Source organism: Pedobacter heparinus (genome assembly GCF_032678725.1).
GTDB lineage: Bacteria > Bacteroidota > Bacteroidia > Sphingobacteriales > Sphingobacteriaceae > Pedobacter > Pedobacter heparinus_A.
On the sequence record NZ_JAVTSC010000001.1, the window covers coordinates 727,856 to 751,953 of the forward strand.

General features: G+C 34.6%; 23 protein-coding genes. 18 read left to right on the forward strand and 5 right to left on the reverse strand.

Annotated features, from left to right (window positions below; genetic code table 11):
• Positions 1 to 281: 281 nt before the first annotated feature.
• From R2Q85_RS02945 to R2Q85_RS02995, 11 genes are all read left to right on the forward strand, one after another.
• A complete protein-coding gene (locus R2Q85_RS02945; RefSeq protein ID WP_316810249.1) occupies positions 282 to 650 on the forward strand; it encodes a hypothetical protein in 369 nt (122 codons plus the stop codon).
• 238 nt (positions 651 to 888) lie between these two features.
• Positions 889 to 1,272 (forward strand): response regulator, encoded by a 384-nt coding sequence (locus tag R2Q85_RS02950; protein WP_316810250.1) that lies wholly within the window; start codon positions 889 to 891, stop codon positions 1,270 to 1,272.
• Positions 1,269 to 2,354, forward strand: a complete 1,086-nt coding sequence (locus R2Q85_RS02955; protein WP_316810251.1) for a sugar transferase — start codon at positions 1,269 to 1,271, stop codon at positions 2,352 to 2,354. The genes R2Q85_RS02950 and R2Q85_RS02955 overlap by 4 nt, the downstream gene beginning before the upstream one ends.
• 76 nt (positions 2,355 to 2,430) lie before the next feature.
• Positions 2,431 to 3,111 (forward strand): TolC family protein, encoded by a 681-nt coding sequence (locus R2Q85_RS02960; protein ID WP_316810252.1) that lies wholly within the window; start codon positions 2,431 to 2,433, stop codon positions 3,109 to 3,111.
• Between the two features lie 17 nt (positions 3,112 to 3,128).
• Positions 3,129 to 5,276 (forward strand): lipopolysaccharide biosynthesis protein, encoded by a 2,148-nt coding sequence (locus R2Q85_RS02965; RefSeq protein ID WP_316810253.1) that lies wholly within the window; start codon positions 3,129 to 3,131, stop codon positions 5,274 to 5,276.
• A 49-nt stretch (positions 5,277 to 5,325) separates the two neighbouring features.
• A complete protein-coding gene (locus tag R2Q85_RS02970; protein ID WP_316810254.1) occupies positions 5,326 to 6,606 on the forward strand; it encodes an O-antigen ligase family protein in 1,281 nt (426 codons plus the stop codon).
• 146 nt (positions 6,607 to 6,752) lie between these two features.
• Positions 6,753 to 7,373, forward strand: coding sequence for an acyltransferase (locus R2Q85_RS02975; protein ID WP_316810255.1), 621 nt, complete (start codon positions 6,753 to 6,755; stop codon positions 7,371 to 7,373).
• Between the two features lie 15 nt (positions 7,374 to 7,388).
• Positions 7,389 to 8,174: a glycosyltransferase family 2 protein gene (locus tag R2Q85_RS02980; protein WP_316810256.1), complete on the forward strand. Its 786-nt coding sequence runs from the start codon at positions 7,389 to 7,391 to the stop codon at positions 8,172 to 8,174.
• A 30-nt stretch (positions 8,175 to 8,204) separates the two neighbouring features.
• On the forward strand, positions 8,205 to 9,401 hold the full coding sequence (locus R2Q85_RS02985; RefSeq protein WP_316810257.1) for a glycosyltransferase: 1,197 nt from the start codon (positions 8,205 to 8,207) through the stop codon (positions 9,399 to 9,401).
• A gap of 10 nt (positions 9,402 to 9,411) precedes the next feature.
• A complete protein-coding gene (locus R2Q85_RS02990) occupies positions 9,412 to 10,599 on the forward strand; it encodes a glycosyltransferase (protein WP_316810258.1) in 1,188 nt (395 codons plus the stop codon).
• 20 nt (positions 10,600 to 10,619) lie between these two features.
• Positions 10,620 to 11,744, forward strand: a complete 1,125-nt coding sequence (locus R2Q85_RS02995; protein WP_316810259.1) for a glycosyltransferase family 4 protein — start codon at positions 10,620 to 10,622, stop codon at positions 11,742 to 11,744.
• Between the two features lie 3 nt (positions 11,745 to 11,747).
• On the opposite strand, the gene R2Q85_RS03000 is transcribed toward R2Q85_RS02995, so the two are convergent.
• The gene (locus R2Q85_RS03000; RefSeq protein ID WP_316810260.1) at positions 11,748 to 12,608 is read right to left on the reverse strand and encodes a glycosyltransferase family 2 protein; all 861 of its coding nucleotides are present in this window, start codon (positions 12,606 to 12,608) and stop codon (positions 11,748 to 11,750) included.
• Positions 12,609 to 12,720: 112 nt separating this feature from the next.
• Between R2Q85_RS03000 and R2Q85_RS03005 the strand changes: the two genes are divergently transcribed.
• The 3 genes from R2Q85_RS03005 to R2Q85_RS03015 are packed head-to-tail and all read left to right on the forward strand — an operon-like array spanning position 12,721 to position 16,237.
• Positions 12,721 to 13,326, forward strand: a complete 606-nt coding sequence (locus tag R2Q85_RS03005) for a gluconate 2-dehydrogenase subunit 3 family protein (RefSeq protein ID WP_316810261.1) — start codon at positions 12,721 to 12,723, stop codon at positions 13,324 to 13,326.
• A gap of 28 nt (positions 13,327 to 13,354) precedes the next feature.
• Positions 13,355 to 14,521: an acyltransferase gene (locus tag R2Q85_RS03010; RefSeq protein ID WP_316810262.1), complete on the forward strand. Its 1,167-nt coding sequence runs from the start codon at positions 13,355 to 13,357 to the stop codon at positions 14,519 to 14,521.
• Between the two features lie 27 nt (positions 14,522 to 14,548).
• The gene (locus tag R2Q85_RS03015; protein ID WP_316810263.1) at positions 14,549 to 16,237 is read left to right on the forward strand and encodes a GMC family oxidoreductase; all 1,689 of its coding nucleotides are present in this window, start codon (positions 14,549 to 14,551) and stop codon (positions 16,235 to 16,237) included.
• 10 nt (positions 16,238 to 16,247) lie between these two features.
• Here the strand turns inward: R2Q85_RS03015 and R2Q85_RS03020 are convergent, their stop codons facing one another.
• The 4 genes from R2Q85_RS03020 to R2Q85_RS03035 form a co-directional block, all read right to left on the reverse strand.
• Positions 16,248 to 17,126 carry a glycosyltransferase family 8 protein gene (locus R2Q85_RS03020; protein WP_316810264.1) on the reverse strand — a complete coding sequence of 293 codons (879 nt, stop codon included), beginning with the start codon at positions 17,124 to 17,126 and terminating at the stop codon, positions 16,248 to 16,250.
• Positions 17,126 to 18,559, reverse strand: a complete 1,434-nt coding sequence (locus R2Q85_RS03025) for an MOP flippase family protein (RefSeq protein WP_316810265.1) — start codon at positions 18,557 to 18,559, stop codon at positions 17,126 to 17,128. The genes R2Q85_RS03020 and R2Q85_RS03025 overlap by 1 nt, the downstream gene beginning before the upstream one ends.
• Positions 18,560 to 18,600: 41 nt before the next feature.
• A complete protein-coding gene (locus tag R2Q85_RS03030) occupies positions 18,601 to 19,392 on the reverse strand; it encodes a glycosyltransferase family 2 protein (protein ID WP_316810266.1) in 792 nt (263 codons plus the stop codon).
• Positions 19,393 to 19,475: 83 nt separating this feature from the next.
• The gene (locus tag R2Q85_RS03035) at positions 19,476 to 20,642 is read right to left on the reverse strand and encodes an acyltransferase (protein WP_316810267.1); all 1,167 of its coding nucleotides are present in this window, start codon (positions 20,640 to 20,642) and stop codon (positions 19,476 to 19,478) included.
• A gap of 285 nt (positions 20,643 to 20,927) precedes the next feature.
• Between R2Q85_RS03035 and rfbF the strand changes: the two genes are divergently transcribed.
• From rfbF to R2Q85_RS03055, 4 genes are read left to right on the forward strand one after another with little or no spacing between them, the layout of a single operon-like run.
• Positions 20,928 to 21,698 carry a glucose-1-phosphate cytidylyltransferase gene (rfbF, locus tag R2Q85_RS03040; protein WP_316810268.1) on the forward strand — a complete coding sequence of 257 codons (771 nt, stop codon included), beginning with the start codon at positions 20,928 to 20,930 and terminating at the stop codon, positions 21,696 to 21,698.
• Positions 21,699 to 21,700: 2 nt separating this feature from the next.
• Positions 21,701 to 22,786: a CDP-glucose 4,6-dehydratase gene (rfbG, locus tag R2Q85_RS03045; protein ID WP_316810269.1), complete on the forward strand. Its 1,086-nt coding sequence runs from the start codon at positions 21,701 to 21,703 to the stop codon at positions 22,784 to 22,786.
• Positions 22,774 to 23,646, forward strand: a complete 873-nt coding sequence (locus tag R2Q85_RS03050; protein WP_316810270.1) for an NAD(P)-dependent oxidoreductase — start codon at positions 22,774 to 22,776, stop codon at positions 23,644 to 23,646. The genes rfbG and R2Q85_RS03050 overlap by 13 nt, the downstream gene beginning before the upstream one ends.
• Before the next feature lie 5 nt (positions 23,647 to 23,651).
• Positions 23,652 to 24,056 (forward strand): WxcM-like domain-containing protein, encoded by a 405-nt coding sequence (locus R2Q85_RS03055; RefSeq protein WP_316810271.1) that lies wholly within the window; start codon positions 23,652 to 23,654, stop codon positions 24,054 to 24,056.
• Positions 24,057 to 24,098: the final 42 nt, after the last annotated feature.

The window sequence follows — 24,098 nt, forward strand, 5'->3', positions numbered from 1 at the left end:
AGAAAACAGGCTTTTTAAGGGACCGGGATTCGCAATTAAATTGAATTTTTGTTAAATATTTGCTTTGTAGTGTTGATTAAATTCCCCGATTTGAGGAAAGTTGAGGAGTTTGTTTTTGAATGGGGAAGCAGCGTTTCCACCGCAGTTATGCTTTGTATTGTTGCTTTTTTAGGCAAAATTGCCGGTAATTCGATGATATGGCGCTAAATTGAGCTGCATATTTACTTATTCTGGTTCATGGCCTGATTTTTTCTCTTAGTATTTCTGAAAAAGTAATAAAAATGAAAATCTCAACCCTATTGATTCTTCTCATTTTGTCCTTTTGCAGTTGTAAAAAGGAATCCCTCACTGACGACTTATCTAATGTTGTGCTGAACAACAAAGGAATATTAAGAGTGGAATGTAACGATTGTCAGGTAAGTTATTCTGTTCAGAATAAAGATTATAACGTAAACGTAAAAGATGGTAGTGAAGATATACCTTTCTTTTATGTAACAGATTTTAATCTTAAAACCCAGGTGAAGTCTTTAGAAGCCCAGGGTATCCGGTTAATGGTGATCGATTCTGATGGGCGGGTAGTCTCCAACGAGCTCAATTCCTGTAAGGAAGGCGAGGTTCGGGAGGGAATTTTCACGATTAAAGCCAAGTAAATTTAACGAAAAAAGCGAGTTTGGAGTGTTGGTTAAATGTCCAATAGGGGGGAGCTATGTCCTGCCTACACCAATATTCATAAATTTATTGATTCTTTTTATAAGAAAATGCTATTTTTACGCTCAGCTTAAATAAAAAAAATAATTAGGATAAAAACCTTTAATAAAATAAGTTAGTTGAAATTATTTGTTTACGTTTGACTTAATTTTAATAAACCAAAAAATTGCTTTATAAGCCATGGAGAGTAAGGACGGCGTTAAAAAAATTATATTAGTTGTTGACGATGAACCAAGCATACTCAAATTGTTGAACTTTATATTGTCATCCACTTATACATTGGTTATTAAAACAAGCGGGATTGAAGCGATAGCGTGGTTGGAAGAGGGAAATGATCCTGATTTAATTATATCTGACCTGATGATGCCTTATTTTGACGGAAGTACATTAATCAAAAACCTTAAAATCAGTGGTTTTTATAGAAATACCCCGGTTATTCTGCTTTCAGGAGCAGAAGATCTGGAGGATAAAGTAAAAGAAATGCCCTTTAAAATAGACCGGTTTGTGGAGAAACCTTTTAATCCTACCATTTTAAAGTCTCACATCACACAACTCCTCTCATGATGATAACAGCTACTATTAACAGGCCGGAGATCAATGCAAAGATCGTTTATTTTGGTAAACTGCTTAAAAGTGTAGTGTTTGAAGATTTTGATTCGAATTTCAATATAGAGCATTTAGATAATCCTGATGATTTTAAGAAGCATTTGGATAACCAGTCTCTGTTAAGTTTGCCGGACATTATCTTAATAGAGGTGGATGACAATAAAGATTGTTTTGAACAGGTTAAATATATTAAGAAAAACCCGCTGCTTCATGGTTTGGTCATTGTGCTCCTGGGCATTAAAGAGGATAAGGGCTGGCGAAAAAAAGCGCTGGAATTGCAGGTGAACGATTATTATACTTACCCTTTTCCAGTTGAAGATTTTTATGAAAGACTTAATTTTCTCATTAAATTTAAGTTAATTAAACCAAAACTTTTAGAACTCTCCAAACAAATGGATGTGGAGTACCAGATTCCAATGACCAAACGTATTTTTGATCTTTTGGCTTCCGGATGTGCCTTATTGTTCTTAACCCCAATTTTTATCGTTGTGGCAATTTTGATCAAATTGGAATCAAAGGGGGAAGTGATATATAGAAGTAAGCGGGTAGGCGCGGGGTACAGGATCTTCGATTTTTATAAATTCAGGTCGATGCGCAGCGATGCCGATCAGATGATTGCGTCGATTGCCGAACTGAACCAATATGCCAGTGAGTCAAATAGTAAAAATGGTAAAGCTGCTTTTGTGAAATTTAAAGATGATCCGAGGATCACAAAATTGGGCTCTTTTTTAAGAAGGACCAGTATAGATGAACTGCCGCAACTGATCAACGTATTTATCGGGGATATGTCTTTAGTAGGTAACCGGCCACTGCCACTTTATGAAGCAGAGCAACTGACCACTAACGAATGGTCTACGAGATTTTTAGGCCCAGCAGGCTTAACAGGTTTGTGGCAGATCAGCAAGCGGGGAAAAAAGGATATGTCTGAAACGGAAAGGAAGGAACTGGATAATTATTATGCGGCTAATTATTCCATTTTGCTGGATCTAAAAATTATTATGAAAACCATACCTGCGTTGATACAGAAAGAACAAGTTTAAAAAGGATATTTAAGATAGTTCCTCGGAACAAATAAATTTGTAATTATTAATTAATACTCAACTAAAATTTAAGTAAATGAAAAATGTATCACTATTAATTATAGTTTTGATGTGTGCTTTTGGTTTTAAATCATCTGCCCAAGAATCTATACTTGCTGAAATAAATTATTCCACTTTGGAAAAATACATTCAGGCGGCAAAAGAAAACTTAATTAAAAGACAAATTCTTGGATTAAACGCTGAAAAGGCTAAAGCAGATATTCCTATAACCACATTAGGATATCTGGATATGGTTGGTGCTTCTTATTTTTGGCGCCCACAGAGTAAGTCTGCGATTGATGCTAATAACCCCTATATCGTTAATGGTTTTCAACTTGGCATAAATGTAAGTTTAGGTTCTCTTTTGCAGCGGCCATTTCTAATTAAGAAAGCTAAAATTGATTATAAAATAGCTCAATTAGAAATGAAAGATTACGATAGAACGTTAGCTAATGAAGTTAAAGCGAGATATTATGATTATATACAGCAGTTGAATCAACTAAAAATTAATTCTCAAGTGGTTCAAGACGGTAAAAACGTTGCAGAAAATTTAAAATATAAATTTGAAAAGGGTGAGGTTACACTTGACGTTTACAATCAATCAAGAGTTGCTCTAGCTGGTGCGAATTCATCAAAAATTGAATCTGAAGTTAGTTATTTAAAAACAAAAGATGCTTTAGAAGAAATAATAGGTAAAAAACTAGAAGAGATTAAATAGGTTCTACGAATATAAATATGGATATTAAACGGTTTTTAAAGCTTTTATATAGGTATAAGTTATTTCTGATATTGGTTCCTGTAATCGCTGTGGCAACGACTTATTATTTTGTTAAAAACTTACCGAAACAGTATAGTTCTAACGCTAAGATTTCCACTGGATTGTTGGATCAGTCGAAACAGGTTACAGAACAAAACACTGACTTTTTTAAAATAAGTCAGCAATTTACGACAATCATGGAGAAGATGAAGATGAAGAAGATGTTAAATATACTTTCATACAATTTAATTATTCATGATTTGTCTGATCCAAGAAAGAGCTTTAGAAAATACAATGAAAAAGTTGATTCTTTAACTGCTAACGAGAGGCAAGAGGTTATTCAAATTTACAAAGAGCGGCTATTTAATAAAATACCGCTTACACTGGCAGATCGGAAAGGAAAGTATAATTTATTTGATATTGTGAATTCTATGGGATACGGTGAGTATGCACTGAGTGAAAGTATAGAAGTAACACATGTTGATAACAGCGATTATGTTGACATTAAATTTGTTTCTGATAGCCCTGATTTATCTGCCTATGCAGTAAATACATTAGCAACGGAATTTATCAAAAATTTCAGCTCAGAAGTGAACTTTAATCAAAATAATTCTATTGAAATACTCAATGCCGATCTGAAAAGAAAGGAAGAAGAAATGAATGCTAAAAATATTGCGTTGAAAGAATTTAAAATGAAAAACGGAGTATTAAATATAGATAAGCAATCAGAATTGGTATATCAACAGATTACACAGGCTGAAAATAGAAAAGCCGAAGTTATTCGTCAGATACAATCTACACAAAATACTATTAATGCGATTGAAAGTAAGTTGAAGAGTGGTAATACTGATTTAGGTGGGGCTGCTATAGAAGATAATGCAAGAATAATTAACATAAATAACCAATTAGAGTTAGCAAATAAGAGGTATGTTGATGGAGGATTTAAGCAGTCGGATAAAAGAAAAGTTGATTCTTTAGTTTCCATTAAAAGTTCATTAACAACTTTAAATTCAGATAAATATATAGTTGATCCTCAGATATCTAGACAGAATTTTCTCCAGCAAAAATATGGACTTGAAACTACATTGGCACAATTAAATGGAAGCATGCGCTCTATTGACAGCGAATTGGCAGAAGCCAAAGGTAAATATTATGCAATGGTTCCTTTCGATGCCGGAATACAAAACTATATGCGTGATGCTGATGTTGCTACCAAGGAATATACTGATGCTTTGAATAGATTCAATCAAACTAAAACTGATCAGAATATAGGGTTAAGATTGAATATTGAAGAGTATGGTCTTCCAGGCTTACCTGAACCTTCAAAGAAAATATTATTCCTGGCGATGGCGGGAATAGGGAGTCTTTTTTTATGTGTAATGGTTCTTGTCGTGATATTCTTGAGTGATCATTCTATCAATACCTCCTCGCAACTGTCTTCAGCAACAAAATCTAAAGTACTGGGAAGTTTGAGTTATATTACTACTCCTGATAGAAGCATTAGAAATATCTGGAAAGACAAAAATAATGCTGATTATGCTGCCTATAAGAACTTATTAAGGTCATTGCGTTTTGAAATAAACAATACATTAACTGCAGATTCCAGTAATATTGTAGGTATTACCAGCCTGACAGATGGAGAGGGTAAGACATTTCTGGCCTATAATTTGGCATATGCCTTTGCAATGACGGGTAAGAAAATTCTATTAATCGGGGAAGAGCCGAATTTTATTGATAAAGCGAATACCAAAGAGTTAGTAAAAGGTCAAAATTTCGAATCTTTTTTAGTAAAGAAAGAAGTGGTGACTGAAGATCTGATTACTATTTTGAGCAAAAGTGATGAAAGCTACTCGCTTTTGGAATCTCAGAATGAGAAAAGTTTAAAAGCAGGTTTTGAGATACTAAAAAATGAATTCGATTTGGTTATTATAGATGTCAACAGTTTATCTGATATTAACCTTGCAAAAGAATGGCTGTCATTTACTGAGAAAAATATAGCTGTATTTGAAGCCGGAAGGGCTTTAACTGATAGGGACAAGGATTTTGTAAGTTTTATCAAGCATCAACCTGGATTTATGGGATGGGTATTAAATAAAATTAAATTAAGTGAGTATAAAGATACTTAGACTGTTTAATAAACAGTAAGTTCTTAATTGTTTTATACCTTATTCGCTTATGAATCCTAAATCAATCCTTTTTTTATCACTTATTTATGCATTTATTGTTAAGTTATTTACAAGGCAATTAAACCTGGATTTACCTGCGGATATCATTGCATTATCCCTGCCACTGTTTGGACTTTTCCTCACTATTTTCAAACCATCCAGCCAGGATTGGGAAGGGTTACGAAGCGATTTGTTTTATATTATATTAGCGTGGTTCATAATTTGTATTTTAGAAGTTTTTAATCCAGCGGGGGCTAGTGTAGACGGTTGGTTGAGGGAGATTGTACCGGTTGCATTAATACCTTTGTTAATCGTAACACTTTCACTCTTGGCTTTGAGAACAAATAAAGATCTGAACAAGTTTTTAATTGTTATTATTGGATTATCCACTGCCGCAGCTTTATATGGAGCTAAACAGCTCCACTTTGGACTTTCTACGGGAGATCAAAGATTTTTAGATCAGGGTGGTTCGATTACGCATTTGCTATGGGGGCGCCTGCGTGTTTTTTCCATCTATTCCGAGGCTGCACAGTTCGGTTCTTCTCAGGCGCATATAGGGTTACTGTCATTGATTTTAGCACTCGGACCATTTAATAAGAAAATAAAAATTTTATTGTTTATTTGTTCAGCTTTAATGTTTTATGGAATGCTTATATCCGGAACGAGAGGGGCCTTTTTCGCAGTAATTTCTGGTGGGCTAATTGCTATCTTGTTGAGCAAAAAATTTAAAGTTTTATTTTTAGGGGGAATCGTTGGTATTTGTTTTGTTTGCTTCCTAAAGTTTACAACAATTGGTAATGGAAATTATAACATATATAGATTCAGATCTGCATTAAACCCTGATGACCCCTCTCTAAATGTGAGATTTAATTCTCAAAAGTTGTTAAGGGATTATATGGACTCCAGACCCTTGGGCGGAGGTTTAGGCGTAATTGGATATTATGGAATGAAATATAATTCTGATAAATTTTTATCTAAAGTTCAGCCAGATAGTTATTGGGTGAAAATTTGGGCAATGACGGGTATCGTTGGTTTTGTAATTTGGTTTGGAATGATGACGTTTATACTTGGTAAGTGTTGTGGTATAGTTTGGAAGATAGAGGATGAAGCACTTAGAGTTAAAGGAATCGCCATTACTTCAGGTATTGGAGGCATACTGTTTTGTAGTTATGGAAATGAGATAATGAATACTATTCCATCTTCTATAATTATCTATATGTCCTGGGTGCTGGTATATAAGATGCCGAAGATAGATCGTGATATTAGGGAAAATAAATTTATAGCCGTTTAATATGCCTTACGAAATATTTGGATTGCCAGCGTTAGTCTTTTTTGTTCTTGGAATAATTAGTGGTTTGAATGCAATGAAGAGAGATGATGATGAGTAGCCATATTTCAGAAAGTTGTATTCCGAGCATTGTTTAATATACCTAGCAAATGTCAATAATATCAAAAATAAAATCGAACCCGAAATTAAAAAAGATGGCTTTGGCTTTTTTGATTCCTTCAAATGAGCACAGGCCAAGATTATGGGTGCGGATTTTTTTGAATCCATTTAAACATAAGCGTGGTAAACGAAGCATTATCAGAAGAAGGACAAGGTTAGATGTTTTTCCGTTTAATGAATTTGAATTAGGCGAGCGATCGGTAATTGAAGATTTTTCAACTATTAATAATGGAGTCGGGAATGTTATAATAGGAAATCGAACTATCGTAGGGATATCAAATGTCATCATCGGGCCTGTTCTTATTGGAAATAATGTGATGCTAGCACAAAATATTGTAATTTCAGGGCTAAATCACGGATATGAAGATATTACACTTTCTCCATCTTTGCAGAAGGTAATCTGCAAGCAGATAACAATTTGTGATGATGTTTGGATTGGCGCAAATAGTGTGATCACGGCAGGAGTTACCATTGGGAAACATTGCATTGTTGGTGCCGGAAGTGTGGTGACTAAAAATATCCCAGAGTTTTCTATTGCTGTTGGAAACCCCGCCAAAGTAATAAAACAATATAATGTTGTTTCAAAAAAATGGGAGAAGACTTGTTTTTAAAAGACGTAAAATTATATGGCAGTTAAAACGCATCATTTTGAGAATGTTACTTTATTGGTGACGCACTACAATAGAAGTAAGTCATTAGAACGGTTGCTCGACAATTTTGATAAGGTTGATTGTTCTTTTCATGAAATTGTTGTGTCTGATGATGGAAGTCGGCCAGAACATTTAAGTTATATCGAAAGCCTAAAGGCTAGATTTGAATTTAAGTTAGTAACGACACCTAAAAACAAAGGTTTAGGAAATAACATAAACAAAGGTCAGGATGCTGTGAAATCTCCCTATACTTTGTATGTTCAGGAAGATTTTATACCATTGCCAGGCTGTGAAGTTCCTTTGAAGAATGCGGTAAGTATCTTAGCTGAAGATCTACGTTTTGATACAGTGAGGTTCTATTCGTATTTAGAGTATACACACAAAAGAGTATACAAGTATGGTTTCTCAGAGATGATATTTAATCATTGGTCAAATAACCTGGATAAATTTCCTCTGTATAGTGACCATCCTCATATTAGGCGTAGTAACTTCTTCGAAAAGTTCGGCCGGTATTCGGAAATGAAAAATCCGGAAAAAACAGAGTTTGATATGATGATCTCGTTTCTGCAAAATAAAGGGAAGGGCTTGTTGTATGATAAGTTTAAATCTGTCTTTGAGCAGATCAATACTTCTTCTGAACCCAGTACTATGACTCAGGAAAGAACTTCGTGGAGAAAGAAGGATAATTTACCTATTAGGTTCATTAGGTACATATACAGATATGTACTTTTTAACTATAGCTTATATCTTAAAAAGTATTAATCTGCAACATGGCTTAAATAATTTTGATAAATGGATTTTAAGAATGATATTATAATAATTGGTCAGCAACCGTGGGACACTGAAATTGGAAGTAATTGTAAGGATATTGCTTTGGAATTCAGCAAAACAAATCGGGTATTATATATCAATTCTCCTTTAGATAGAATCACACTTTTCAGGAATAAAAACGATCAAAAGATAAAAAAAAGAATTAACATTATAAAAGGAAAGGAACAGGGGCTAATTAAGATTAAAGATAACCTATGGAACTATTATCCTGATTGTATGGTTGAATCTATTAATTGGTTAAATAGTCACTTCTTATTTAATTTGATAAATCGGCTTAATAACTGGAAATTCTCTATTTCTATAATAAAGGCTATTAAACAACTTGGCTTTAGCAATTTTATTTTATTTAATGACAATGAAATATTTAAAGGATATTATCTGAAAGATTTGTTAAATCCTTCACTAAGTATTTATTATTCAAGAGATTACATGATAGGTGTTGATTACTGGAGAAAACATGGGGTAAAACTTGAGGCACGACTAATTGCAAAAAGCGATTTATGTTTTAGCAATTCAGCGTATCTGGCTGAATACTGTAGTTCGTTTAACCAGAATTCATTCAATGTTGGTCAAGGATGTGATGTTCAGGAATTTATAAGTGTAAATAATGATGTTCCTGATGAATTAAGGGATATCGGGCGGAAAACAATTGGGTATGTGGGGTCTCTTAATAGCGAACGCCTGGATATACAAGTTATAGAGCAAATTGCAGACAGCTTTCCTGAATGTATGGTGGTGTTAGTTGGTCCTGAGGATCAGCAGTTTAAGGTTAGCAGGTTGCATGATTCTCAAAATGTTATTTTTACAGGTTTAAAGCCAGTTGACGTGTTGCCTGCCTATATTAACTCATTTGATGTATGCATCAATCCACAAATATTAAATAAAATTACTATTGGAAATTATCCACGGAAAATTGATGAATATTTGGCCATGGGAAAGGCAGTTGTAGCTACCAAAACAAAAACAATGGAGTTTTTTGCAGATTTTGTATATCTTGCCGATACAGCTGATGCGTACGTTCCATTAATTAGGTTGGCTCTTGCAGAAGATAAGGCTAACGATTCAATTTTGGCAAGAAAGGCTTTCGCATTAACCCATACCTGGCAGGAAAGTGTTAAAAAAATGTCAAAGGAAATTGTGAAAATTCTTAAAGTTTAATATCTTTCAAATGAGTGTTAGCTGGTCTGTTTTTTTTATGGTAATTCAATGCCTTATTGGATTTCATTTGATTTATCCTTTTATTTTGTACATTATCTGTCTGTTCAGGAAAAATAGAACGGCCCTGACAAACTTACCCGTCAATGATGTTGACTACGCAATTATCGTTACTGCATACGAACAGGTTAATCTTATTTTACCGGTAGTTAATTCATTACTTGAATTAAATTATGGTAATTATTTAATCTATGTCGTAGCTGATAATTGTGACATATCTTCACTTTCAATTTCTAATCCAAAGGTAATTTTACTAAGGCCAGAAACTACACTGGCCAGTAATATTAAATCACATTTTTATGCAATAGATCATTTTAAAAGAGCACACGAAAGACTGACAATTATTGATAGTGACAATTTGGTTGATTCAGAATATTTAAATGAATTAAATAAATTATTTGAACAGGGCTACTGTGCCGTTCAAGGGGTAAGAAGAGCTAAAAATTTGAATTCCCAGTACGCTTGTCTTGATGAAGCTGGTGATATCTATTATAGATTCATTGATAGAAAGCTTTTATTTGATGCTGGATCTTCGGCATCATTAGCCGGATCTGGAATGGCCTTTACAACCGCTGTTTATAAAACTTGTTTGGGCCACTTGCAAATTGGAGGGGCAGGCTTTGACAAAATACTGCAATATGAGCTTCTTAAGAGAAAATTAACCATTGCATTCGCCGAAAAAGCAGTCGTTTATGATGAGAAAACAGCGAAATCTGATCAGTTGGTGAAACAAAGAGCAAGATGGATCAATACATGGTTTAAATTTTTTGTACTCGGCGTTAAAATGAATGTAAGAGCAATAGTTAGCCTAAACGTCAATCAGTTTCTTTTTAGTCTGATGTTACTACGCCCTCCGCTATTTTTACTTTTAATGGTCTGTGGTCTATTTGGAATGTTGGATATTTTTATCTTTCCGGAATTACTAATCGGTTGGATTTTTGGATCTTTTCTTTTTGTTTTTATATTTTATAAAGCTTTGGGTTATTTTCAGGCTGATGAAAGAATTTATAAATCATTAAAAAACGCACCAAAATTTATATATTACCAGTTATCGGCTTTGCTTAAAGCCAACAATGCCAATAAGCTATCGGTAGCCACCAAGCATGAATATCAATCTGAAATTGAAGATTTAAAATCTTAATCAAATAGACTCCAGAAGGAATGGATACAAACAAAAAAATCAAAATATTGCAAACTATCCGACAAGGTAAAATTGGCGGCGGCGAGTCCCATGTTCTGGATCTTGTGCAGGAACTAAATAAAGATCATTACGAAAGTGTGGTGTTGTCATTTACGTATGGCCCCATGGTTGATAAGATGCAGTCGATGGGGATAAAAACATATGTTATAGAAACTGAACGGCCCTTTGACTTTACGAAATGGTCTGGAGTGAAAGCGATTCTGGAACAAGAAAATATAGATGTGGTTCATGCACATGGCACCAGGGCAAACTCCAATACTTATAAGAGTGCAATGCGATTAGGCATTCCAGTAGTTTATACCGTTCATGGATGGTCGTTTCATCCAGATCAGGGTTTTTTGTTGAGAAACCTAAGAATATTAGGAGAGAAGCATCTTGTGAAAAATGCAGATCTGACAATATGTGTGTCAGAGAATAACTTGAAAGATGCGCGGAATGAATTTCCAATGGACAGAGCTAAAGTTATCAGGTATGGAATAAATCTTGAAAAATTTAACCCGTATAATCGATATGATAATGTAAGACAGGAATTAGGTATCGAAGCGGATGATATTCTGGTAGGCTATGTGGTGAGGATGACAAAACAGAAAGATCCATTAACGTTAGTAAAAGCAATTGCTTTAATACCTGGAGATGTAAATATCAAATTTTTATTTGTAGGTGATGGCGAGCTAAAATTAGATGCTATTAAATTGGCAAAAGAGTTAGGTATTTATTCAAGGATAATATTTTTGGACTTTCGTCAGGACGTACCTAACATTTTAAATGCAGTTGATATTTATTGTTTACCATCGCTTTGGGAGGGCCTGCCAATTGGAATGCTGGAAGCAATGGCAATGCATAAAGCTGTAATTGTTACTGCGATTGATGGTGCCAAGGAAGTTATAAAGAGCATGGAGAACGGAATCCTGGTCCCTGTTCAAAATCCAGAAAAGTTAGCAGAAGCTTTGGTCTTATTATCTACAGACGAGCAACTCAGGAAACGATTGGGGGGAAATGCAGGAAAAACAATATTGGCGGATTTTAATGTAGCTAAAATGACAAGAAAAATTGAGGAGGTTTATAATGTTATTACTCGCAAATAAGTATCAAGATGTTTTTCTATAGGAATCATCAGGAAGTTTTGAATTGAAATTACTAAAAAACCTATTAAATTCTTTAACAATTCTCGAAGTCAGCGCTTTTGAAAAATTATGTCCGCCCCTCTGCAGAGTTCGGGTACCTGTCCAGGCTCTTGCTTTATTGGATCTTACCTGTTTTATTTTTCCATATTTCATCAAACCTAAACACAACTGTCCGTCGTCGCCCCAAAAGTTGTCATTGATAAACCCTACTTTTAGCCCCAATTCTCTAATATAGCCCATGCTTATGCCATAAGCATTAAAATATGGCCTGTTTAATTGCCTGAATTCCGATATAATGTCCTTTAATTTTTCCAGAATAAAAAGCTTCCATCGCGGAAAGCCAGGTTCGCTGATGAAAGAGTATCGTCCATAAACACATACTACATCAGGCTTTTTTAATATTTTAATCATTTCTTCAACCCAACAGGAAGGGTAAAAACAATCTGCATCCGCAAGCAGCACGTATTTTCCTTTTGCATTAATTTGTCCCCACTGCCTTGCGGGGCCACATCCTTGTTTTTCTTCAAAAAGCCCCTTTACATGAAGTTTGTCAATCGTTGCCTGTGTTTTATCTTTAGAATTATTGTTGACGACTATAATTTCTATTGGATAATTACATAATGTTTTAGATAAACTGGCAACACATCTTAAAATATTAATCTCTTCATTCCAAGCAGCTATGAGAATAGTTACCGTTGGATTGTCGCTACTTATTTTATCCAGATCTTGATTAACCAAATCAAAGACCTGTTGCGGGACATCTTCGAATTTTTCATATGGGTAATTAAAATCTTTTAACAAAGAAGGATTATTAAAGAGTTTCATAAAATATTTATTCTGTGTTATAAATTGGAAATAAAGATGCTAATAAAAGCAATAACATTGAACACATTTTTATTATTATGTTTTTTCTAACACATTATATTTATATTTACCAGTGATTCACCACAGAGACTATATTCAATTAATGAGAAGAAGGACTACGATTAAAGCACTTTTGGGCATAAGTTTAATTGGCATTTCTTCTATTCCTGTTTTTAAATGGATTGGATTAAATCAAAAAGTTGATTTGAAGGCTCTTATGTCCCATAAAAATCTCATCGCAGAATTGGCTGAAACGATTATTCCCAAAACAGATATCCCAGGGGCCAAGGATGCCCGGGTACATGAGTTTATCATAAATGTAATGTTAAATTGCGTTGGTAATAAGGAGCAAAATAAATTTCTGAACGGATTAAGAGATCTTGAAGATTATACGCTGGACACGTATGGAAAAAGTTTTTTTGAATGTGATTCAAAAGAAAGAAATAATATACTGGAGTATTTTGAGCACAAAGATTCCTATAGCTATCCACTCCTTAATAAAATAACTAATAAATTTCTAGGCCAACCTTTCTTTACCAAGCTCAAAAATCTTACTGTAGAGGGATATTGTCTATCCCAGGTTGGGGCAACCCAGGGATTAGTTTATGACTATGTACCGGTTAACTACGAAGCCTGCATCCCTTTAAAACCCAATCAAAGATCATGGGCTACAAAATGAAATTAACGCAATTAGCAAAATTTGAATTATGAAATTACTTAGTAAGTTAAGCCATTTTGATGTTGATTACATTGATTCAAAAAAAAAGATTTTGGCACTGGATGGCTTAAGAGGTTTCGCGGTTTTGCTGGTTGTTTTTTTTCATTGTTTCGGATTTACGAAACTGTCCTATTTTGGATGGATGGGGGTAGACCTGTTTTTTGTCTTATCAGGGTTTTTAATCACTGGAATACTAATAGATGTAAAACATAAAAAAGATTATTACAGGAATTTTTTTGGCAAGCGAGTTTTAAGAATTTTTCCACTGTATTATTTAGTGCTGTTTATCATCACAATTTCATCATACCTCTCTTTTTTCAATACTGATTTTAAATTTATTATTCCAAACCCATACTATTGGCTTTATCTCCAAAACTGGCAAATTACATTTACTGGGAAATTTTCTGAAGAGAATGCAATATTAGGACATTTTTGGTCTTTGGCGGTTGAAGAACAGTTTTATATATTCTGGCCCTTCATAGTTAAAAATTTAAAAATTAAACCGCTGATCATAACAATTATTTCATTCATTATTTTGGCTGTGATAATTAGATTTTTTTTGCTTGCCAATAATAATATTGGTTATTATGTAAATACATTTGCCAGGTTTGATGCGCTATGTATTGGCAGTTTGATTGCCGTTTTAATCAGGTTTAAAAAGCAGGTATTAAATAAATATACTGTATTGGTAACCATAGTTTCTGGGTTTTTTATTATTTTTAATGCAATGTTTAACGGCCCCTTTTTTTCACACCCCGTTATGGCGCGATTTGGCTTTACATTAGTTGCTTTTTTCTGGGGCTCTATACTGTTATACGCCATTTCTGATAAAACGATATTTTCGAAGATTTTCTCGTGGAGATTCTTGACCTTTTTTGGTAAATATTCTTACGGCCTTTATGTTTACCATGCCATGATCTATATATTGCTGATAGATACCGTGAGTAAATTCATAACTACCGGCAATTTTATACATGGCAGCCTGATTTCTGTATTGGCCTCGTTTATTATTGTATTACTTTCAATATTAATGAGCATCGTAAGTTATCATTTATTTGAAAATTATTTTTTAAGATTTAAAAAGTACTTTCATAATGATTATAATGCCCATCCTGTTACTATTCATGCCGTAGAAACGGCTGTGGCTCAAAAATAAGGGGAATAAATTTTCTAAACTTTAAATATGTTGATCAGCAATTCAGTTAATAATAGTTATGATGCCATTGTCATTGGTTCGGGTATCAGCGGAGGCTGGGCGGCTATGGAGTTGTGTCGAAAAGGACTCAAAACCTTATTGCTAGAAAGAGGTAGGGATGTTCAGCACATAAAGGATTATCCTACAGCAATGCTGAATCCATGGGACTTTAAAAATGGTTTTAATAATACCAATCAGGATCGCCAAAGCGACCCGGTGCACAGCAATATTTATACACCAGATAATAAACATTTTTATGTGTCTGACAAGGATCATCCATATATCCAGAATAAACCCTTCAATTGGTTTAGGGGGTATCAGGTAGGAGGGCGGTCTTTAATGTGGGGCCGGCAATGTTATCGTTTAAGTGACCTTGACTTTGAAGCAAATGTTAAAGAAGGGATAGCCATAGACTGGCCAATCAGGTATAACGATATTGCGCCGTGGTATGATTATGTGGAGTCTTATATAGGAGTAAGTGGACAAAAGGAAAATCTGTCTCACCTCCCGGACGGAAACTTTTTGCCTCCAATGGAACTCAATTGCATTGAAAAACATTTAGCTGCATCGATTAAGAAAAATGACGAAACCCGGCTGTTAACAATTGCAAGAGTCGCTAATCTAACAAGAGGATGGGATAATAGAGGGCCTTGCCTGAATCGTAATTTATGCTCTAGAGGATGTCCTTTTGGCGGATATTTTAGTAGTAATAGTTCAACGATTCCAGCAGCATTTGCAACAGGTAATCTGACTTTAAGACCTTTTTCCATTGTAACTGAAATCATTTATGACGATAGTTCCCAAAAAGCAAAAGGTGTAAGAATAATAGATGCGAACACCAACGAAAATTTGGATTTTTTCTCAAAGATTATTTTTGTAAATGCATCTACTATCGCGACTGCCTCTATTTTATTAAATTCAAAATCTTCGCGTTTTCCTGATGGCTTAGGAAATGATAGCGGTCAATTGGGCCATAATTTAATGGATCATCATTCCTCTGCTGGGGCTTATGGTGTGCATAAGGGTTATAAAGATCGCTATTATAAGGGTAGAAGGCCTTGTGGTTTTTTAATTCCACGGTATAGGAATCTGAAGAAGAACGAAAATCTTAACTTTAAAAGAGGGTACAATATACAAGGGGATGGTGAACGACAGGAGTCTATGGATAGATTGTATAGCCTTCCTGGATTCGGTAAGGATTTTAAAACTCAACTGACTACTCCGGGAGAATGGACGGTCTGGATGGCAGGATGGGGAGAATGTTTACCCTATTTTGAAAATAAGATTTCACTTGATCAAGAAAAAAAAGATCAATGGAATTTACCTCTCGTCAAAATTGACTTTTCATTTCAGGATAATGAGCAAAAAATGATGGATGACATTCAGCAAACATGTTTGGAGATGTTGGAAGGCGCTGGTTTTGAGGCTGGTAAGTTTAACTATAACAAACCTGGAGGATCTACTATACATGAAATGGGAACAGCTAGAATGGGTAATGATCCTGATACATCGGTTTTGAATCGATTTAATCAAGTTCATAATGTGAAAAATGTTTTCATAACTGATGGAAGCTGTATGACGTCGTCAGCCTGTCAAAATCCTTCTTTAACATATATGGCATTAACAGCCAGGGCATGTAGCTATGCAGTGGAGCAACTAAAAAGAGGTTCATTATAGTTTCGAAAAGCTATATCATTTTTCTTAGCTTACTTAGTATGTTGTTTAGCTTACTCAAATAACGGGATGTTTCTCCTATAGGTTTGAAATTTTTCCATTCGGTTTGATAGAGATAGTTATAGAACAATTCTTTATAATGTTCATTATATTCATAAGTTTTATAAATGGGTTTTCTACCTGTAAAATGGATATTAAATGGCCTTTCTTCTTCAGAGTATGCATATCTGTTCCATAATGGATCCAGCTGATACCAGTCCTTACCCAATACAGCATTTAATCCATATTGGTCTCCGAAGCTGGCAAATTTTTGATTTTCATTTGTACAGTCAAGAACCTTTTCTGTTACATTTAAATTCAGCCATTTTTTAATATCAAATACGATTAGCCCGGTATTGAAGTACTTGGTATCTGGTGTTAGATTAAAATCTTCATAATTCTGTATTCCTCCCCAATTGCCCACTTCCTTAATAAATTGGTCTTGTGCTGCTGCAATAGGATGTCCATTTAGATCAATATTCCAAAGTACACTGACATCCTCCAGCATAATCATATCCACATCTAGAAAAATCACTTTTTCAACATGTTCAGGCATAAAATACGGGATAAATAATTTCATGTAAATTTTTATCGGATAAGTGCTTTTATCTTTGGGCAGGTCAAATTGTTTAGGAATACAATCTGACATCTTTAGCCAGATCAGATTGATTGTTTTTTTATCAACTGATCTATTGAGCTTAAGTTTATTCTTGTAACTAATTTTGTCGTCAATGATATAAAAATCAATGTTTTCATCTGTACGATGGTTTAACTCTAAAGATTTCAGGAGTGCAGCTAATAGAACTGCAAAATGATTCCCACATACACCGACAATACTTATCGTTTCTTTCATTATAAAGATTTTCTTAAATTCATTACTTCACCGAATGATATTTTATATCTTAAAGTTAAGGCGATATAGACCGAGCCACCAATTGCAATCTGGACGAATGTGTGAACAAATCCGATGTTCCCTATGAATTGTTGGTATAAGGCAATTACGGAGACCATTATTAAACAGAAAATAATTGGCTTATATACATTTGACAAGAACTTCATTATAAAGCTTCCTATAAGTGACCGTATAAATAAAGCACAAACTGCTGCTTCAAATACTGAAGTTATTAACCCTCCATAGATTATTCCCATCAGCCCATAGTTTTTAGCGGAGAAATAAAGTATTGGAAGTTTAAATAAAAGCGATAAAAGGTTTAGTATAAACAACAGATTAGGTTTTCCTTTTGAGAAGGCGATTGCAGAAAAAGGAGTAGTAAAGCAGGAGAACAGCCCAGTAAAAACAATTACATGAACCAGTGGAATTGATGGAGCAAAATTTTGTCCAAAAATCAAAGGAACAACGGTTCCCGCCGTAATAAATAGGCCCGCCAGCAATGGAAAATTACAAAAAGTCATGAAATCTACAATTTTTAGATAGGCTCTTTTCATATCTTCATTATTTTTCATTTTTGCCATAATAGGAAAGGTAACCTGCATGATGATCGGATTGAGTTTATACAGCGGGAAGATGGCAATTTGATAAGCAATATTATAATAGCCAAGAACTTCCATACTAATAAACTTACCTATTATGATTGTTTCTAAATTGCTGTTGGCAAAACCTAGTAAGCCTTCTCCAATACTATAGACTCCAAAACGCAGGTGTTGTTTTATTTCACCTAATTTGAAATATAAAATGGGCCTGAATAATTTTAACCCTGTTATGGTGTAGGTAATCGTTCTGGTTCCGGCTAGAGCCAGTTGTCCATACATAATTGACAACTCCTGGAAATCTTTGTACGCTAAAAATATAGTTACTATTATACCAACACTGGCGCTTAGTATGTCATTGAATGCCAGTGTTCTGAAGCGAAGCTCCTTTTGTAAAAGAATACCATAGATTTGACTACCATAAACCAGAGGGAAGTTAAGTGAAGCCAGGGGTATGATTTGCGCTAGCCTTGGTTGGTTATAAAAACTGATTACAAAGGGAGCTGTTAAATTGATTATTCCGCAGAAAATTAAACCCATGCCAAGGCTGGCAAAAAAAATTGTTGACAATTTTTTTTTATCTGTCTCTTGTGTTGAAATAATGGAATTAGCAAAACCAAGATTGGCAAAAATGTAAAAAAAATTTAGTATGATGGTGCAAATGCTAACTAGGCCAAAAATTGAGGGATCTAATACTCTGGCAATTACTGCCATTTGGAGCGAATTAAAAACTGTAGTAATAACCGTGGCACTTGTGGTCCATTTGGCTCCATTTATGGCCGCTTTTTGATTACTCATCAGGAGAAATAATTTTATACTGTTTTGGGATCTTAATCACCTTACTTTATTAATAACTGAAAATTAATTTTTAAAAATTTATACTTCAGATAAAACCATTTAATGAACAGTACTAAAGGTGTTTTTTGCTGGCGCCATTCCTTTCTGTAAGTAGCAGTGCTGGGTTCACTTTCAGAGTTTTGCTGATCAAGTAGTCCATAGTGGTCATCATAAAATAGTGCTTTGCCTTTATTTTTTATAAAAGCAAGACACATTGCACGTTCAGTCTCGTCAAGATTTACACCTTCCTGATAACGGCCGAATTTTGTGAAGAAATCGCTTCTCCTTAAATGTGGATGATCGCCGTATACATAAAATTTTAGATGATTAGAATACCAAGGCATAATCTTGAATATTTTTTCTGAATATCCTTTTTTATAAGGTTTTAAATATGGATATGGGACATAAGAATAAAAGGAAACAAGATCCCAGCTTGTATCATCTTCCATGATTTCCAATGCGTCCCTAAAATGTTCGGGGAACGAAGGAAGTGGAATAAAGTCATCCTGAATATAAACAGTATATTTTGTTTTTACGGCATCCTGTCCTTTGTTGATGTTATTTCCAAGACCTTTATTCACTGGGGAAGTTATTAATCTGAAATTATGTATTTTACTAAGGTTCGCTATATAATCCAGATGTTCCGGCTCACTTGCATTATCAGAAATAACAACATCCCCAAAGCTACAGTTTATTTTATCAAAAGCATTTAGCAAACGTCCCAGAGAGCTGCTTCTGTTGTAGTGCGTAATTAATAAAGTAACTTCTTTAAAGCGATAAGCATGTTCAGTCATATGTATTTGATGATAAAACCTGGTATTGGGTTAGGGGGTAAGTTATTAATAAGTAGTGGTAGCATTTTGGTGTAAAATTAGGTCTAATATTTTGAATTAGATGATTTCTCTTCCTGGTTTTTAAGTTTTAACACATTGAGCTTAGTCTGTTGTGCTTGAATCCAGTACTTGATATTCTTGGTGTTTTTTTCAAATAAAAACCATAGCAGCCTGGAATACATGAAAACAGTAGTGCTTATTGCAAGATATATCAGAAAGTTCTTGTTACTCCAATCCAGACTCTGCGCTGAGATCATTGAGGTAATTACATAAATAATTGGTAAATGGGCCAAGTAAAGCGTGTAGGAAACATCTGATAAATAAATAGAAACCTTTTTTAATAATTGATTTCTCATCTGAGCCCTTGTTAAAAAAGGAATCAAAAGTGAAAACACAAGACCGATAGAAAAATTGTTAAATATTGCAGGATATAATTTTGACCTGGTTAAACTAATAGTGATCAGGAAAAGAAGTGTCAAAATAAAGAGTGCCGGTTTATTGTCGAATATTGATATTTTTATTTTTTTTAGCATGATGTAACTTATTCCTCCCATTAACCACAAAATAAAGTTTATAGCAATATCCTTACCAACAAAAAACAAAATCATTACACTTGCTATAGCAAAAATCATTCTTGTAGCTTTGCCATAATATCTAAATGAAGAAAAAAATAACAGCGGGAAAGTAACGTAGTACCAAAATTCATTGGTCAAACTCCATAATGAGCCATTAGACCCTAAAGTTGGGACCAGGATTTTCTGCAAAAACAAGACGTTGCCTATAAATATCTCGGGTGTTAATTTACTTGGTAAATCCTGGTTTAAAAAATACTTCCATTGGTTAGAATAAAAAATGGAGTCACCGAAGAAGGTCAGGCCAATCTTATCCCATATCAAGCCTAAAACCAAGCAAGGAATCAAAACAACCCAAAGCCTGATTAACCTGTTGTTTGCATAATTGGAAAAAGCCCATCGCTTAGCGGCAACCGATTCATGAATGCTCCCGATAATCAAAAATCCACTTAATGTAAAAAACAAGGTAACTGAGATATGTCCGAAACCTGTAGCAAAAAAAACCAGTTTGCCCAGAATGTCAAGTTCGTAAGTCGGGGTGTCTTTAAACGTAATAATTCTCAAATGACCTAAAAAAACCGCCAATGCAGCTAGGCCCCTTATAAGGTCAAGCCAGTAATATTTAACCTCAACTTTCATGTTCCTAAGATATAGATATTTTTAAATTTTCTATACACCTTTAGTTAAACAAAAGAAATCGTTTTAATTAATTTATACAATGTTATATCGCTGATTGTAAGTTTTTTATTTTTTTATAACATCATTTTAATTCTTTTCAATGTTAAAACTCTAATCTTACGACATAGAGGAATTTATATTATTTTTGTTAACTTCAGGCGCTTTAAAGTGATACAACAGAGTTTTGCAACAAGCACTTTGTACATTCTAGACGAACAATTCACAAAATTATAATTAATATAAAATATGAAAGTAGTTTTATTAGCAGGAGGCTTAGGAACAAGACTATCTGAGGAAACAGTTCTAAAACCCAAACCAATGGTTGAAATAGGAGGAATGCCTATTTTATGGCATATTATGAAAATTTACTCTTCCCATGGATTTAATGATTTTGTCATTTGTTTGGGCTATAAGGGATATATCGTTAAAGAGTATTTTGCAAATTACTTTCTTCATAGGTCTGATGTGACTATAGATCTTGCAGACAATTCAATTAATGTACATAACTCTCATGCAGAACCCTGGAAAATTACATTGGTAGATACAGGAGTAGATTCCATGACGGGCGGACGTATTAAGCGAATTAAACAGCATATAGGTAATGAAACTTTTATGCTCACTTATGGAGACGGTGTTGGGAGTATTGACGTCACCAAACTAGTAGAGTTTCATAAACAAAAAGGTAAGTTCTGTACAGTAACATCTGTGCAGCCTTCTGGTCGTTTTGGTGCGTTAAACATTGGAGATCAAAGCGAAGTTCATTCTTTTCTGGAAAAACCGAAAGGCGATGGATCCTGGATCAATGGCGGTTTCTTTGTGTGTGAACCTGAGATTTTTGACTATATTGAAGGTGATCATACAACCTGGGAAAGAGAACCTATGGAAAGGATTGCCTCGGAAGGCCAAATGGTAGCATTTAGACACGAAGGCTTCTGGAAGCCAATGGATACCTTAAGGGATAAACACGAGCTCGAAGAAGACTGGAACAATGGTGTTGCTAAATGGAAAAACTGGTAAGTATGGCTTTTCAAAATTGTTATAAAGGGAAAAAGGTGTTGCTTACCGGTCATACAGGCTTTAAAGGTTCATGGTTAGCCATTTGGCTAAAATATTTAGGAGCTGATGTGTACGGTTATGCACTTGAACCTTATTCTGTTCAGGATAACTTTGTGACCTGCAGATTGGATCAACAGATCAATCATCGTATTGGTGACGTAAGAGATTTGGCCGGTTTAAAGTCATTTTTTGAAGAGGTCCAACCAGACATCGCATTTCACCTGGCAGCCCAGCCACTGGTACTTCTTTCTTATAAAGATCCGGTAAATACTTTTGAAACAAATCTGATGGGGGTAGTCAACTTTTTTGAAGCCGTTAGGGGCAACAGTTCAGTTAAAGCCGCAATAAACGTCACCAGTGATAAATGTTACGATAACCGGGAGTGGGTTTGGGGATATAGAGAAAATGATGCAATGGGCGGTAAAGACCCATACAGTGCTTCAAAAGGTTGTGCTGAACTGATCACAAATTCATACCTGCAGTCTTTTTTTTTAAATTCTGAATGTAAAATAGCATCAGCCAGAGCTGGAAATGTAATTGGCGGTGGTGATTGGGCTGCAGATCGTATTGTCCCTGACTTTTTTAGAGCCGTTCAGAAAAACGAGCCAATTTTTGTTAGAAATCCTAATGCAACCCGTCCATGGCAGCATGTATTGGAACCTCTAAGCGGTTATCTAAGCTTGGGTGAGGCCCTATATAACAGTAGCGCTGAATTTTCAGGTGGCTGGAACTTTGGTCCTGAGGACAGTGCAAATTACTCTGTTGGTCATTTAATTGAAAATCTTATTCATAAACATCAATCCGGTTCCATTCAGACACCCGAACTTAATGATAAACTGCATGAAGCCCATCTGCTAAAATTGGATATATCCAAGGCGGTCAATGAACTAAAGTGGAAACCTACGCTTGCATTTAATGATACAGTTGAATTTACAGTACATGGATATCAGGTAGACCTAAGTCAAAAGGATGTTCTTGAAAGCCGCATTTCACAAATCAGATCTTACACAGAAAAAGCCGCAGACAAAAATATATTATGGGCACAATAAAAACAATCCTTTTAACAGGAGCTACCGGATATCTTGGAAGTCGTTTATTAGACAAATTATTCAGGGAAGATTACGCTGTCTGTATTATCAAAAGAAAAAGCTCATCGCTCAAGCAAATTGAAGCGCTTAAAGGTAATTATAAACTTTATGACAATGATGAGGAAAGTATTGAAAGATTGTTTTTTGAAAACAAGATCGATCTGGTAATACATATGGCGACAGCATATGGCAGAAAAGGAGAGTCCATATTGGAAATAAAATCAGCTAATCTTGATTTTCCGTTGTTAATTCTTAAAAATGCAGTAGCGAATAATGTGAAATATTTCATTAACACCGGAACTTCCCTGCCTTATCTTGCCAATCTGTATTCGTTGTTTAAAAATCAATTTTCGGAATGTCTGGAGTTTTTCTCTGCACAAATTACCTCGGTAAACGTTTTACTCGAGCACTTTTACGGGCCTGGTGATGATGATACTAAATTTATTACAGCAATGATTCGTAAAATGAAATCTAATGTTGCTGATATTCCGCTTACTGCCGGCATTCAGATCAGAGATTTTATATTTGTAGACGATGTTCTTGATGCCTATTTTGCGATAATAGCAAACCTGAATAGATTTAGTGGATATACTAATCTTCCCTTAGGTTCAGGAGAAGGTGTTACCATTAGGAAGATAGTGGAAAATATAAAAAGACAATCTAAAAGCACTTCAGATTTACAGTTTGGCGCTGTAGCTATGCGTGAAAATGAATTAATGAAATCTGATGCAGATATTTCACTTTTAAAAGAATTAGGTTGGTCTCCTAAATATACACTAGAAAAAGGATTAAAAATTACCATTGATTCTATAAAAATATAAAATAAATGATACTTGAGTCAAAAATAAAATTGATCGAAAGAAAAAAAATTGAAGATAGCAGGGGCTGGTTTCTAAAAGTTATTAACGGATTGGAGGATAATTTGCCTGGTTATACCGGCGAAGTATACCTTACCAATGCTACACCTGGCGAAGCTAAAGGCGGGCACTACCATCCGAAAGCTAATGAATGGTTTACATTGATTACAGGTTCCTGTAAAGTAAAGCTGGTAGATCTTTCAACGGGAGAGAAACTGACCATACCGTTGTCATCCTCACATCCGCAAACACTATACGTCCCTAATCAGATTGCACATATATTTATCAATGATACGTCTGATGAATTTATTTTATTAGCCTATTCTGATCAACTATATCTTCCGGAAGATACAATACTTTTTGACGAGTTTTAATAATCTAAAAAAGAGCTTGATTATATATAATCAAGCTCTTTT